Source organism: Mycobacterium sp. OAE908 (genome assembly GCF_017872775.1).
Taxonomy (GTDB): Bacteria; Actinomycetota; Actinomycetes; order Mycobacteriales; family Mycobacteriaceae; genus Mycobacterium.
Window position 1 is genome coordinate 4,014,177 of sequence record NZ_JAGGJL010000001.1, and the last position, 13,739, is coordinate 4,027,915.

14 protein-coding genes are annotated in these 13,739 nt (G+C 64.4%); 5 read left to right on the forward strand and 9 right to left on the reverse strand.

From position 1 onward, the window contains the following. Positions 1–116: 116 nt before the first annotated feature. Positions 117–1,304 (reverse strand): geranylgeranyl reductase family protein, encoded by a 1,188-nt coding sequence (locus tag J3E61_RS19775; RefSeq protein WP_192721338.1) that lies wholly within the window; start codon positions 1,302–1,304, stop codon positions 117–119. Positions 1,305–1,401: 97 nt separating this feature from the next. Between J3E61_RS19775 and J3E61_RS19780 the strand changes: the two genes are divergently transcribed. The 4 genes from J3E61_RS19780 to nrdF all read left to right on the forward strand — a co-directional run bounded on the left by J3E61_RS19780 (position 1,402) and on the right by nrdF (position 5,685). Next, entirely contained in the window at positions 1,402–2,196 is a 795-nt protein-coding gene (locus J3E61_RS19780; RefSeq protein ID WP_192721337.1) for a TetR family transcriptional regulator, read from the forward strand. A gap of 57 nt (positions 2,197–2,253) precedes the next feature. Further along, the gene (locus J3E61_RS19785; protein WP_210084680.1) at positions 2,254–3,000 is read left to right on the forward strand and encodes a hypothetical protein; all 747 of its coding nucleotides are present in this window, start codon (positions 2,254–2,256) and stop codon (positions 2,998–3,000) included. An 87-nt stretch (positions 3,001–3,087) separates the two neighbouring features. Continuing rightward, the gene (locus J3E61_RS19790) at positions 3,088–4,602 is read left to right on the forward strand and encodes an NAD(P)-binding domain-containing protein (RefSeq protein WP_192721335.1); all 1,515 of its coding nucleotides are present in this window, start codon (positions 3,088–3,090) and stop codon (positions 4,600–4,602) included. 108 nt (positions 4,603–4,710) lie between these two features. Then, on the forward strand, positions 4,711–5,685 hold the full coding sequence (nrdF, locus tag J3E61_RS19795; protein ID WP_192721334.1) for a class 1b ribonucleoside-diphosphate reductase subunit beta: 975 nt from the start codon (positions 4,711–4,713) through the stop codon (positions 5,683–5,685). A 75-nt stretch (positions 5,686–5,760) separates the two neighbouring features. On the opposite strand, the gene J3E61_RS19800 is transcribed toward nrdF, so the two are convergent. The 8 genes from J3E61_RS19800 to J3E61_RS19835 all read right to left on the reverse strand — a co-directional run bounded on the left by J3E61_RS19800 (position 5,761) and on the right by J3E61_RS19835 (position 11,827). Continuing rightward, entirely contained in the window at positions 5,761–5,934 is a 174-nt protein-coding gene (locus tag J3E61_RS19800; RefSeq protein ID WP_192721333.1) for a CsbD family protein, read from the reverse strand. Positions 5,935–6,041: 107 nt separating this feature from the next. Next, the gene (locus J3E61_RS19805; protein ID WP_210084681.1) at positions 6,042–6,890 is read right to left on the reverse strand and encodes a class I SAM-dependent methyltransferase; all 849 of its coding nucleotides are present in this window, start codon (positions 6,888–6,890) and stop codon (positions 6,042–6,044) included. Then, a complete protein-coding gene (locus J3E61_RS19810; protein WP_210084682.1) occupies positions 6,887–7,228 on the reverse strand; it encodes a VOC family protein in 342 nt (113 codons plus the stop codon). Before J3E61_RS19810 ends, J3E61_RS19805 begins: the two co-directional genes overlap by 4 nt. Further along, complete coding sequence (locus J3E61_RS19815) at positions 7,229–7,393, reverse strand: CopG family transcriptional regulator (protein ID WP_210084683.1); 165 nt, start codon at positions 7,391–7,393, stop codon at positions 7,229–7,231. It lies immediately after the preceding gene. A 109-nt stretch (positions 7,394–7,502) separates the two neighbouring features. Further along, positions 7,503–9,098, reverse strand: a complete 1,596-nt coding sequence (locus J3E61_RS19820) for an APC family permease (protein WP_210084684.1) — start codon at positions 9,096–9,098, stop codon at positions 7,503–7,505. 169 nt (positions 9,099–9,267) lie between these two features. Further along, positions 9,268–10,317, reverse strand: coding sequence for an alcohol dehydrogenase catalytic domain-containing protein (locus tag J3E61_RS19825; protein WP_192721328.1), 1,050 nt, complete (start codon positions 10,315–10,317; stop codon positions 9,268–9,270). A 138-nt stretch (positions 10,318–10,455) separates the two neighbouring features. Next, complete coding sequence (locus J3E61_RS19830) at positions 10,456–10,731, reverse strand: GTP cyclohydrolase (RefSeq protein ID WP_210084685.1); 276 nt, start codon at positions 10,729–10,731, stop codon at positions 10,456–10,458. Between the two features lie 10 nt (positions 10,732–10,741). Then, on the reverse strand, positions 10,742–11,827 hold the full coding sequence (locus J3E61_RS19835) for an iron-siderophore ABC transporter substrate-binding protein (RefSeq protein ID WP_210084686.1): 1,086 nt from the start codon (positions 11,825–11,827) through the stop codon (positions 10,742–10,744). Between the two features lie 158 nt (positions 11,828–11,985). On the opposite strand from J3E61_RS19835, the gene ctaD reads away from it, so the two are divergent. Further along, positions 11,986–13,731: a cytochrome c oxidase subunit I gene (gene ctaD, locus J3E61_RS19840; RefSeq protein WP_192721325.1), complete on the forward strand. Its 1,746-nt coding sequence runs from the start codon at positions 11,986–11,988 to the stop codon at positions 13,729–13,731. Positions 13,732–13,739: the final 8 nt, after the last annotated feature.

The following is a 13,739-nucleotide window of genomic DNA, read 5'->3' on the forward strand; positions in this document are numbered from 1 at the left end:
CGTCAGGGTTGTGGCGGCCGCACCCGGTAGGGGATTAGGGGCGCGGCCAATGGCCAGTTATGACACGCAAATCCCGAAATCGCGTGCCATAAGTGGCCGCTCGACGCGCGTCGAACCTACTTCTTGACGGTGTGCTGCGGGCCTTGTGCCTTCTTGTACAAGGCCTTGAGCATCCGATCGCGGAAGGCCGCGTTGTCGATCAGCTTGATTCCGGCGTTCGCAAAACGCGGATAGCCCAGCAGCTTGTGGAAGTAGCGGCCACGCCGATACTCCCTGCCCCACGCGTCTTCCATCCGAAGCGCGTAGTTGGTGAAGTCGTCGGGCCCACCGTTCTGCAGCGCCGCGATCGCACATTCGCCTGCGGCCAAACCAGATTCGAGCGCCTTGGAGATGCCCGCACCCGATGCCGGCTTCCCCGCGCCCAGCGAGTCACCGGTGAACAGCACGCCGGGTCGCCACGGCGGCCACGCAGTGAAGCCCATCGGCAGTCGCCACGCCCGCACGCTCTTGTTCTTCTTCAGCTCTTCGATCGGCGGCAACTCCCACTCGCGCGGCAGCGTGCGCAGGAAATCGCCAAGGAACTGCGTCGCATTGATCGACTGCCAATTCTTGTAGCTGTTCACGTAGCCGAGCCCAATGTTGAACAGACCGTTGCCCATTGGGAACACCCAGCCGTAGCCCGGCAGCTGATCGCCCTGGAACGCGAGCTTCAAATAGATGTCGAGGCTGTCGGAATCCGGCCGGTTGGCGTGCATCTCCGATCGGATCGCGATCGCCGAGTAGCCGTTGTACTCCGAATCGATCTTCAAGGCCCGCTTGATGGGGGAGTAGGCGCCGTCTGCCGCGATCACCGCATCGCCGTACACCTTCTCACCGCTCTTCAACACGACGCCGACTACGCGTCCGTTCGCATCGAGTTCGGGCCCGGCCACCTCGGCGCCCTGACGCACCTCGGCGCCCGCGGATTCCGCGTGCTTGAGCAGTAGCGTGTCCAGGTGCTCGCGGCTCACGGTGTGGCCGTGGTCTGGCATCCCTGGGCGCTTCGGGAAAGAGAGCTCCCACTGAGACGGGCTGAACACCGTGACCCGGTTCACCCGATGGAAGGTGTTCACCTCGTCGGCCAGGCCCATCTTCTGCAGATAGCTGACGGCGCGCGCGGTCAGGCCGTCGCCACACGGCTTGGCCCGCGGAAACTCCGCCTTGTCCAGGACCACTACCTTGGCGCCGGTCTGTGCGGCCTGCCACGCGGCCGCCGAACCGGATGGTCCGCCACCCGCGATGACCAGGTCGTATCGCTGCGTCATACGTCTCTCTCGTTAATTGGCTGTCGCACAAATATTACCCAGCGTGACTGGTCGGTTGTCGGCAAGCAAATTTGCCTGGCCAGGGCAGCGAAACGCCATGTTGCGGGACGGTCTGAGCAGGTCAGCGACGTCCGGGCGGTACAGTAAGCGGGTGCGACGAGGGTCGAGGTCACGTTCCAGCAGTGAGCCGGGTGTCAAAGTAGACGCCCGCAGCGAGCGCTGGCGCGAGCATCGCAAGAAGGTGCGCTCGGAGATCGTCGACGCCGCTTTCAGGGCGATCGACCGACTCGGGCCCGAATTGAGCCTGCGTGAAATCGCCGAAGAGGCGGGCACCGCGAAGCCAAAGATTTACCGCCATTTCACCGACAAGTCGGATCTTTTCCAGGCGGTCGGTGAGCGTCTGCGGGACATGTTGTGGGCCGCGATCTTCCCGTCGATCAACTTGTCGAGCGACCCGGCGCGCGAGGTCATCCGCCGCAGCGTCGAGCAGTACGTGCGACTCGTCGACGAGCACCCGAACGTCATCCGGTTCCTGCTCGAGGGCCGCTTCGCCGAGCAGAGCGCTTCTGCGGTCAAGGCGCTCAACGAGGGCCGCGAAATCACCCTCGCGATGGCCGAGATGTTCAACAACGAGCTGCATGACATGGAACTCGACGCCACGGCGATGGAGCTGGCGGCCTACGCGGCGTTCGGGTCGATCGCTTCGGCGACGGACTGGTGGCTGGGCCCCGAGGAAGACAGTCCCCGCCGCATGCCGTCAGAGGAGTACGTCGCGCACCTGACGACGATCATGGTCGGCTCCATCAACGGCACCTGCGAATTGCTCGGCATCAAGATCGACCCGGACCTCCCGCTGCACGAGGGTGTGCGGCGTCGCGAACACGTCGCCTGACGAATTTGAGGCAGACGCCTCATGTGCTGAGTCCGTGCCGCGCCTGACCATCGGTGCATGACAAAACAACTCACCCCACAACAGACCGTCGCGGCCGTGCTGGCCAACCCGATACTGCCCCCTGGCGACGACGAACGATTCGTCGGTTTCGGAATCATGGGCCTGCCGTTCGCCAACGGGCACTACCTGGCGATGCGCCAGTTTCCCGCGACTTCCTTTGCGCCGCCTTATATCTCGGTGTGGCATCGCGACCCGTCGTGTAATTGGACGTTCTACGCAACGACGCCGGGCCAGCAGAGCTGCGCACGCTACTTCGGCTCGGCCACTCCGAACGACGCGGTTCGATGCGATATCGATGTCAGTTGGACCGGCCCGTCTTCGGTGCTCATCGAAATACCGGGAGTGCTGCGGTGGGCAGCCGATGTCGACACGACGAGGGCCACTCGGCTGATGAGCAGGATCGGCGGTCGGCTGCCGGACGAGACATGGGCCGATCCGACGGTCTCCCGCCGGCTGAGCCGCGTCGCCCGCCGCACGCTGGGCGTCGGCGATGTCCGGCTGACCGGCCGCGCCCCGAACGGGCAGTGCTACACGATGGCGCCGAAGCAGTTGTGGATCGTCGCCGACTCGGCCGCGGTACTGCACGGTCGTGACCTCGGCCCGTCCGGACCGCTGCTGCGGCAAGCCCGGCTCGGGGACTTCCGGATGCCGCAACGCGGTATCGCAATGGTCGGATCGGGCCACTTCGAGACCTTCGACGCGGATCGGCACCTGTCCGCCGAGCGCGCCATGTCATATGCCTGAGCGGCGCGCCGTTGGCTCCGCTGGCCGCGACGGCTAACCTGGGAAGCTGAAGTACCCGGTACCGGCGTTCCCAGGAAGGACCGATCGATGACGGTTGCCCCCGAGCAGGCTGCGTCTAGCACCGAACAGCCCGTGCACACCCGCGCACTGATCATCGGCACCGGCTTCTCCGGTCTCGGCATGGCCATGGAGCTACAGCGCCGCGGCGTCGAGTTCCTGATCCTGGAAAAGGCCGACGAGATCGGCGGCACCTGGCGCGACAACACCTACCCCGGATGCGCGTGCGACATCCCGTCGCACATGTACTCGTTCTCGTTCGAGCCGAAGCCCGACTGGCAGCACATGTGGTCGTTTCAGCCCGAGATCTTGGACTACCTCAAGGGCGTGACCGAGAAGTACGGGCTGCGTCGCTACATCTCCTTCGGATCCCACGTCGACCGCGCGCACTGGGATGACGACGAGTTGCGCTGGCATGTCTTCACCAAGGACGGCCGCGAGTACGTCGCGCAGTTCGTGGTTTCCGGTGTCGGCGGTCTGCACATCCCGTTGATCCCGGAGTTCGAGGGGCTCGACGAATTTGCCGGCGCCGCATTCCATTCCGCGCAGTGGGACCACACCGTCGATCTGACCGGCAAGCGGGTCGCGGTCATCGGGACGGGCGCGAGCGCGATCCAGATCGTCCCCGAGATCGTCAAGGACGTCGGCGCGCTGCAGTTGTATCAGCGCACTCCGGCCTGGGTGATGCCGCGGCCCAACAACCCGATCCCGGAGTGGATGCGCGACGCGTTCACGAACGTCCCGGGCACTCGGGCGGCGATGCGGGCGGGCATCTACTGGATTCATGAGGCCGTCGGCTTCGCCATGACCAAGCAGCCGCGGCTGCTCAAAATCGGTGAGCTGATGGGCAAGTGGAACATCCGGCGTTCGGTCAAAGATCGCGAGCTACGCCGAAAACTCACGCCGAACTACCGGGCCGGCTGCAAGCGAATCCTGAACTCCGACACCTACTACCGGGGTGTGGCCGACCCCAAGACCGAAGTCGTCACCGACGCCATCACCCGGTTCACCCCGCGGGGCATCGTCACCTCCGACGGCACCGAGCGCGACGTCGACGTGGTCGTCTTCGCCACCGGATTCCATGTCACGGACTCGTACACCTACGTCGACATCAAGGGACCCGGCGGCGAGGACCTGGGCGACCGGTGGACCCGCGAGGGGGTGTCGGCGCTGCGCGGCATCACGATCGCCGACATGCCGAACCTGTTCTTCCTGCTCGGGCCCAACACTGCGCTTGGCCACAACTCGGTGGTGTTCATGATCGAGTCGCAGATCCGGTACGCGGCGCACGCAATCGCAGCCGTCGACAAAGCGGGCGCGCAGGCGCTGGCGCCCACACGGGCCGCGGCCGACGCCTACAACGCCGAATTGCAGCGCGACTTGGCGGGCACGGTGTGGAGCACCGGAGGTTGCCGGAGCTGGTACATGGACGAGCACGGCGTGAACCGGACCCTGTGGAGCGGGATGACCTGGCAGTACTGGCTGGCGACCCGCAGATTCAAGGCGTCGGAGTACAAGTTCATCGGCGCGGGCTCGACAAACTGAGGCGACACGCGGCCACAAGATGTCGCGGTTCCGGCCGTTGTCGCACCCCAGGGGTAGTGTCGGGGATGCCGGTTCGGCAACCTACTTCTGCGGCGAAATGGGGTTCTCGTGAGTGATGGCATGAAGCTGATCGACCGTGTTTCGGCCATCAACTGGAACCGCCTACAGGACGAAAAAGACGCCGAGGTCTGGGACCGGCTGACCGGTAATTTCTGGTTGCCAGAGAAGGTTCCGGTGTCCAACGACATTCCCTCGTGGAACACGCTGACCGCACACGAGAAGCAGCTGACGATGCGGGTGTTCACCGGCCTCACGCTGCTGGACACCATCCAGGGCACCGTCGGCGCCGTGAGCCTGATCCCAGATGCGCTCACGCCGCACGAGGAAGCGGTCTACACGAACATCGCGTTCATGGAGTCGGTCCACGCGCGCAGCTACAGCAACATCTTCTCGACGCTGTGCTCGACTGCCGAGATCGACGACGCGTTCCGCTGGTCGGAGGAGAACCCGAACCTTCAGCGCAAGGCCGAGATCGTCATGCAGTACTACAAGGGTGACGAGCCGCTCAAGCGCAAGGTGGCCTCCACGCTGCTGGAGAGTTTCCTGTTCTACTCCGGCTTCTATCTGCCGATGTACTGGTCGTCGCGCGCGAAGCTGACCAACACCGCCGACATGATCCGGCTGATCATCCGCGACGAGGCCGTGCACGGCTATTACATCGGCTACAAGTACCAGAAGGGCTTGGCGCTCGAGGACGACGCCCGCAGGGCCGAGCTCAAGGATTACACCTACGAGTTGCTGTTCGAGCTCTACGACAACGAGGTCGAGTACACCCAGGATCTGTACGACGAGGTCGGGCTGACCGAGGACGTCAAGAAATTCTTGCGTTACAACGCAAACAAGGCGCTGATGAACCTCGGCTATGAGGCGCTGTTCCCGCGCGATGAGACCGACGTGAATCCCGCTATCCTGTCGGCACTTTCACCGAATGCCGACGAGAACCACGACTTCTTCTCGGGCTCGGGGTCGTCGTATGTGATCGGCAAGGCCGTCAACACCGAAGACGAGGACTGGGACTTCTAGGAGCTATAGGTCGAAACGAGTACGGCCACCGAACTGTCCCGCAGTTCGGTGGCCGCAACAGAAGAGGCGCTGAACCTAGTTCTTGAACGCGTCCTTGACCTTCTCGCCGGCGTCTTTCAGGCTGGATTTCGCCTGATCGACCTTGCCCCGGTTTTCGGTGTCTTTATCGCCGGTCGCCTTGCCGAGAGCCTCTTTGGCCTTGCCGCCGAGGTCGTCGATCTTGTTGCTGGCTTTGTCTTGGGCGCCCATTATTCATCCTTTGGTTGAAGGTGGGTGTGGGCTCAGAATGAACCTTTTGGCTGCATACCCACCCGCAGAGCCCGCTAAACCCCTGCGACCTAATTGCGGGCCAGAGTTCAGACGGTCGCGACGATCAGTTGTTCGGCGCTCGGCGGCCGCAACCCGTCGGTGCGTCCGGCGAAGTAGCGGGCCGTGAGTTCCTCGGGGCCGACATGCTGCGCCGTGGAAAAGCCTGCGCTGAGACACATTTCGACCATCTCGCCGGGTGTGTAGTGACTGATGAAGGGCGTGCCTGACTGTGCCGCGGCAGCCTCGACGGATTCCTGCACCGGGCGCTCGACCGGGTCGACCAAGTCCACCGGCAGCATGAACGTCATGGCCAGGACCGTACCGCTCGCGAGGGCGGCGACCTGCCGCAGTGTCGCTTCGGTCGCCTCCTTGGTCAGGTACATGCTCACGCCCATCGACGAGACCACCGCTGGCTGATGAGCGTCAAAGCCGTTGGCCTGCAGGGCATCCGGGAACGTATCACCGTGTTCGAAGTCGACCGGCACGAACTGCAGATTCTCTGCGGGCGGATAGCCGATCTCCGTGAGTCTGCGCCTCTTCCAATCCTGCGTTCCTGGCTGGTCCACTTCGAAGATCCGTACCGCGACATCGGGGTGGCGCTGGGCGAAGCTGTCCAGCCCGGCACCGAGAATGACGTACTGCTTCACGCCTGTTGCCGCGCGATCGATCACGAGATCGTCCAGATATCGGGCACGCGCAACGATCGAGGCGCGAAACGGGCGCGTCGCGTCGGGATGCATGTCGCCGCGCTCGCGCCAGTGCGGATCGGGGTCGGCCAGTTGTAGACCGATGGTGTCGTCGAGGACATGCGGCGGCGCGTCGACTTCGACGTGCAGGGCGCGCCACAGCGCAGTCCGGACGGCGGTGCTGTCGGGTGCTGACGTTGCCTGGTTCATTTGGCCGGCGCCTGCAGCTTCCACTCGCGCCCGTCAGGATCGCGAACCGTCATAAGCCTTGTGCCCCAATGGGTGTCCTCCCACGGACGGACAACCTCGATGGAGCCGTCCAGCTCGAACGCGTCGGCATCGGCCACCGCCAGCACGACATGTCTGCGCGTCGGCTCAGTCTCCGGAACCTCCGCGATGAACAGGTACGGCCCGTCGCCGCGGCGCAGCTGCCCGGAGTTGTGGTCGGTCGCGAACTCGATTTCGTAGCCAAGTGTCTGAAAGAACTTGGCCGACTTGCCCCAGTTGTGGGTTTCCAGGAAAACGGCCTCGATGCCGTCGGTTGTCATTCAGTCCTCCTTCGTCGATTGCCCGTGGGTGTCGAGGTAGGTCCGTAGCGCTTCGGCAACCAGCGCCGAGAGCGAGGACTCCGTTTCGATCGCATGGTGTTTGACCCGCCTGATCAAGCTGACCGGCAGGTACACGTTGAATTGCTTGACGTCCTCGTCGCCCACATGACCGATGCTAGCATGCTAGCAATCTAGCGCTAGCGCGTCCCCGCGAGAAGACGCAGAAGGCCCCGACACGCCGAGCGTGCGGGGCCTTCTGCGTCTGTTCGCGGTATCAGGTCTCCACGCGCTCGTGGGCGTCCTCGATGACCGTCCGACCGATCTCCGCGTACGCCTCCGGCTTGACGAATCGCATCCAGACCGCGTAGGCCAGGCCGAGCACGAACACCGCCAGGATGAGGTACGGGCCTGTCTTGAACACCAGCGAGTTGGCGGCATAACCCGCGGCGAAGGCACGGTTGTCCCACAGCAACCACACCACGTACAGCATCGCCACTCCGCCGATCAGCGGAGCGATCAGGGTGGTGATCACGTTGCCGCGGTGGGTCTTTCGCACCCAGAAATACCAGATCACCGCCGCGGAACAGATGGCCTGCACCAGCAGGATCGCCGCCGTACCGATCATCGCCAGCAGGCCGTAGATGTTGGTGTAGGGCACCAGTGACGGGGTGTCCACCGGAACGCCGTTGGCATCGGGTACCTGCACCGCGGTGAAACCGGCGAACAGCAGCACGATCACCAGCGTGATCACGGCCTGTACGGCCGAAGCGATGTGCGGCGACCCGTGCGTGGTATGCGTCGCACCGACGGTGGAACGCATTGCCTTAGAAGGAATTTCGCGGCCAAGTGCATACAGGTAACGGGACGCCGCGTTGTGGAACGCCAGTGCGCACGCGAACGACCCGATGACCAGCAGGATCTTGTATACGTCGAGCAGCACGCTGCCGAGGTTGTCCTTCACCAGCCCGAAGAACAGGTCGAGCGGCGACGCGCTGATCGAGGTCTCGATCGAGGTCTTGGCGCCGTTGCCCGCCACCACCATCGCCGAGATGAACGTGTAGAAGAGGCCAAGCCCGATCACCGCGATCAGGGTGGCCTTCGGGATGATCTTCTTCGGGTTGCGCGACTCCTCGCCGTAGACGGCGGTCGTCTCGAAGCCGACCCAGGACCAGAACGCGAAGAACAGACCGATCGCCATCGACCCCGCCGCCGCCGCTGTGCCGAATGCGCCCGCAGGCAGGCTCTCGAATGCGTTGTTCAGCAGCACCGTCTGGTTCAGCATGAACCCGTCGGGGCCGCCGCCCTTGAAGATCACCGAGAAGGCCAGCGCGAACAGCACGCACACCTCGGAGATGAGAGTGACTCCGAGGATCGCCGCGGTCAGGCTGATGTGGAAATGGCACAGCACCCCGATGATCACGATCGCGCCGATCGCGAAGACCAGCCACGGGATGTTCACTCCGGCAATGGTGTTGACGGCGTCGTTCGCGAAGTACGCGCACCCGCCGATCAGCGAGCCCTCGAAGATCACGTAGGCGAACGTGGCGAGCAGGCCGCTGGCCATGCCCCAGACCTGGCCCAGCCCGTGGGAGATGAAGCCGTAAAACGCTCCCGTGGTGGTGATGTGCTTCGCCATCGCGACATAGCCAAGCGCGAAAACCGTCAACACGATCGTCGCGAACAGGAAGCCCGCAGGGGCGCCCAACCCGTTACCGAAGCCGACGGCGATCGGGACGTTGCCCGTCATCGCCGTGATCGGTGCCGCGTTGGCGACGGCCATGAAGATGACCGCGACGATGCCGATGGCGCCCTTTTTCAGGCCCGCCTGTGGCGCGGCGACAGGTTCGACGGCTGCGGATTCAGTGGTCACCGCGGGCCTCCTGGTTCGGATCGGAGTGCGAAAGCGGCCTGCGATGCTGCAGTCCGCACATGAGCGTCGCATCCCGCGACCATCTCGACAACCCGAAGACACACGGCGTTAACAAACGACCAAGCCGGCCGCGGTGCAATGACCGCTGGCCGGCTTGGCGGCGTTTCCGCTAGCCCCGCAGTGACGACGTATCGATAACGAAGCGGTACCGCACGTCGCTGGCCAACACGCGCTCGTATGCCTCGTTGATGTAATCCGGTGCGATGACCTCGATTTCGGGCCGCACGTCGTGTTCGGCGCAGAAGTCCAGCATCTCCTGAGTCTCGGCGATGCCGCCGATCATCGAGCCCGACAGGCTGCGGCGCCCGCCGGCCAGCGGGAAGGCAGGCACGGCCATCGGGTGTTCGGGGATGCCCAGTTCGACCAGGGTGCCATCGACGGCGAGCAGGTTCAGGTAATCGCCCATGTTCAGGTTGGCCGACACCGTGTTCAGGATTACGTCGAAGCGGCCGGCCAGCTTGGTGAAGGTGTCAGGGTCGCCTGTCGCGTAGTACTCGTCGGCGCCGAGGCGAAGACCGTCCTCCATCTTCTTCAGCGACTGGCTCAGCACCGTCACATGTGCGCCCATCGCGTGCGCGAGCTTGACCCCCATGTGGCCCAGACCGCCGAGGCCGATGACTGCGACCTGCTTGCCTGGGCCCGCATTCCAGTGCCGCAGAGGCGAATACAGCGTGATCCCGGCGCACAGCAGTGGCGCGGCGGCGTCGAGTGGAAGGCTGTCGGGGATACGCAGCACGTAGTTCTCGTCGACGACGATGGCTCCGCTGTAGCCGCCGTAGGTCGGCTCACCGTCGGAGAGGAAGGCGTTGTAGGTGCCGACCATGCCGGTGCCGGTGCAGTACTGCTCGAGGCCGGCCTTGCAGTTGTCGCATTCGCGGCACGAGTCGACGAAGCACCCGACGCCGACGCGGTCGCCGACCTTGTACTTGGTCACCTCGGAACCGACCTCGGTGACGATGCCGGCGATCTCGTGACCCGGGACGACGGGGTAGTTGGGCTGACCCCACTCCGCCTTGACGGTGTGAATGTCGGAGTGACAGATGCCCGCGAAATGAATGTCGAACGCAACGTCGTGCGGTCGTACCTCGCGGCGGGTGATCGTGGTCTTGGTCAGTGGTTCGGTGGCCGACGTAGCGGCATATGCGGTAACAGTGCTCATCACGATCCTCTTTGGTGTCTTCACAGCAAGCGCTAAGGAATTAGCGAAGCCAGATTGGAATTGCCGCAACGGTGCGGCCCACCGGAGACAACGGTTGACCCGTCGGCCTTAATCCCGGTTGTGCCTGTGAATTAGAGCCTAGAGCCCGGGCGCGCGGAATGCGCCGTTGAAGGACACCCGCTCGTAGCGGGCGACGTCGGCCTGCACATACGGGTCGCGATCGAGCAGCGCCTGTGCTTCTTCGCCTGTCATATCGGCGGTGATCAGCACGCCGCCTGACCCGTCCTCCTGACGACCCGCCAGCAGCAGATGGCCCGCCACTATCTCGGCCTCCAGAAATTTCAGGTGAGCAGGCCGGGTCTGCTCGACGACGTCCGGCGCTTGCAGGTACGTCGACTTGAGGACGTGGATCACGACCGCGACATTAGTTGATCGGGGCGTTGAGCCACTTCAGGTCCGCCAGCATCCCGCGCGCGGCGACAATGCCTTCACCGGTCTGCCACACCTCGTTGTTGACCGCGAACACCCGGTTGTCGCGGTTGGCGGACAACTTCTTCCACGCGTCGCTGTTCATCACCGTGGGGGCGCGATCCTTCGCCGCAGCGGAGGCGAACGAGATGTAGACGATGTCACCGTCGGCGGCCGAGAAGTCCGGCGACTCCTCCATGGCGGAGTCGGTGATTCCGATCTCGATATATGGCTTGTCGGTAAAGCGTTGTGCCGCAGGGCGATCCGCGCCGACGGCCGCCAGCACGCTGCCCGGGAAGGTATCCGCTCCATACACCCGCATCGTGGTGTCGGTGAACTGCACCACCGACGCCTGGAAGTGGGTGGCGTCGTTGTCGGCGCCCGTCTTGTCGGCGTCCCTTTCGAAGCCGTCGACCAATCCGTTGGCGGCATCGAGTCGTCCGGTCGCCGCCCCGACCGTGCGCAGGTTGTCCTCCCACTTCGCCCCCGGTGGACCGGTGAACACCGTCGGCGCGATCGCGGTCAGCTGCGGATAGGCGTCCGGTGTCAGCGCTGCGGAGCCCAGGATGAGATCGGGGTTGGCGGCCTTGATGGCCTGCATGTCGGGCTCGCTGCGCGTCCCCGCCCCTGCGACGTCGTGCACGACCTTGCCCAGATAGGACGGCTGGGTGTTCGAGCCGTCGGGCAGGGCGGCGGCGACGATGCGCGACTGCAGGCCCAGCGCACACAGCGCGTCGAGCTGGTCGCCCGACAGCACGACGATGCGCTGCGGGTCGGCCCGCACGGTGGTGGTGCCTGCCGCGTGGCGAACTTCACGATCCGGCGGGCCCGGATCGAGCGCCGCGGGATCGGGTGCACACGATTCGTCGGGCCTGCGCTGGTTGCCGAGCACGCCGGCGCTTGCGATCTTGGTGGTGCTGGTGATGACTGACTGTTCGCCGGCTTGCGACGGGGCGCTCTGGGATCCGCACCCGCTGACCGCGGTGACCGCGAAAGCCGTGACGACCGCCGCCACACCTACCCGCGCTCGGCTGATCAGCACGCCGCCGACGTTAACATCCGGCCACCTTGCCGCTGGTGAGCCCGCGTCTGGCAGCATTTACGACAGTTTGTAGGACCACCCCGACTTCCGGGTATTCCGGGAGCTAGGATTCACTTGAAGACCGCGGGGATGTCCCCACCAGATATTTGGAGGACCTGTTGGTAGCCGAAGCGCCCCCAATCGGAGAACTCGAGGCTCGCCGCCCGTTCCCGGCCCGGCTCGGCCCGAAGGGCAACCTGGTCTACAAGCTCATCACCACGACCGATCACAAGATGATCGGCATCATGTACTGCGTCGCCTGCTTCATCTTCTTCTTCATCGGCGGGTTGATGGCGCTGTTCATGCGCACCGAACTGGCGCTGCCGGGGTTGCAGTTCCTGTCCAACGAGCAGTTCAACCAGCTGTTCACCATGCACGGCACGGTGATGCTGCTGTTCTATGCGACGCCGATCGTGTTCGGGTTCGCGAACCTGGTGCTTCCGCTGCAGATCGGCGCGCCCGACGTGGCGTTCCCGCGGCTTAACGCGTTCTCGTTCTGGCTCTTCTTGTTCGGCGCGATGATCGCGATCGCCGGCTTCATCACCCCCGGCGGTGCGGCCGACTTCGGCTGGACCGCCTACACCCCGTTGACCGACGCGATTCACTCGCCGGGCGCGGGCGGTGACCTGTGGATCATGGGCCTGGCCGTCGGTGGTCTTGGCACCATCCTGGGTGGCGTCAACATGATCACCACCGTGGTCTGCATGCGTGCCCCAGGTATGACGATGTTCCGGATGCCGATCTTCACCTGGAACATCCTGGTGACCTCGATCCTGGTGCTGCTGGCCTTCCCGCTGCTGACCGCCGCGCTGTTCGGCCTGGCCGCCGACCGCCACCTCGGCGCGCACATCTACGACCCCGCCAACGGCGGTGTGTTGTTGTGGCAGCACCTGTTCTGGTTCTTCGGTCACCCCGAGGTGTACATCATCGCGCTGCCGTTCTTCGGCATCGTCACCGAGATCTTCCCGGTGTTTTCCCGCAAGCCGATCTTCGGTTACACCACGCTGATCTACGCGACACTGTCGATCGCCGCGCTGTCGGTCGCGGTCTGGGCGCACCACATGTACGCCACCGGCGCCGTGTTGCTGCCGTTCTTCTCCTTCATGACGTTCCTGATCGCGGTGCCCACCGGCATCAAGTTCTTCAACTGGATCGGCACGATGTGGAAGGGCCAGTTGACGTTTGAAACACCGATGCTGTTCTCGGTGGGCTTCCTCGTCACGTTTCTGCTCGGTGGCCTGTCCGGCGTGCTGCTGGCCAGCCCGCCGATCGACTTCCACGTCACCGACTCGTATTTCGTTGTGGCGCATTTCCATTACGTGCTGTTCGGCACCATCGTGTTCGCCACCTATGCGGGTATCTACTTCTGGTTCCCGAAGATGACGGGTCGACTGCTCGACGAGCGACTCGGCAAGCTGCACTTCTGGCTGACGTTCATCGGCTTCCACACCACGTTCCTGGTGCAGCACTGGCTGGGTGACGAGGGCATGCCGCGCCGCTACGCCGACTACCTGCCGACCGACGGCTTCACCACGCTGAACGTCGTGTCGACCATCGGCGCGTTCATCCTCGGTGTGTCGACCATTCCGTTCGTGTGGAACGTGTTCAAGAGCTGGCGCTACGGCGAGCCGGTCATGGTCGACGACCCGTGGGGCTACGGTAACTCGCTGGAGTGGGCCACCAGCTGCCCGCCGCCGCGGCACAACTTCACCGAGCTGCCCCGAATCCGTTCGGAGCGGCCGGCGTTCGAGCTGCACTATCCGCACATGGTTGATCGGATGCGTGCCGAGGCCCACGTCGGCCGCGCTCACGGGCCGGATGACGGCGATGTGACGCGACTGGACAACGAGAACGTCCGCACCTGACATTCAGG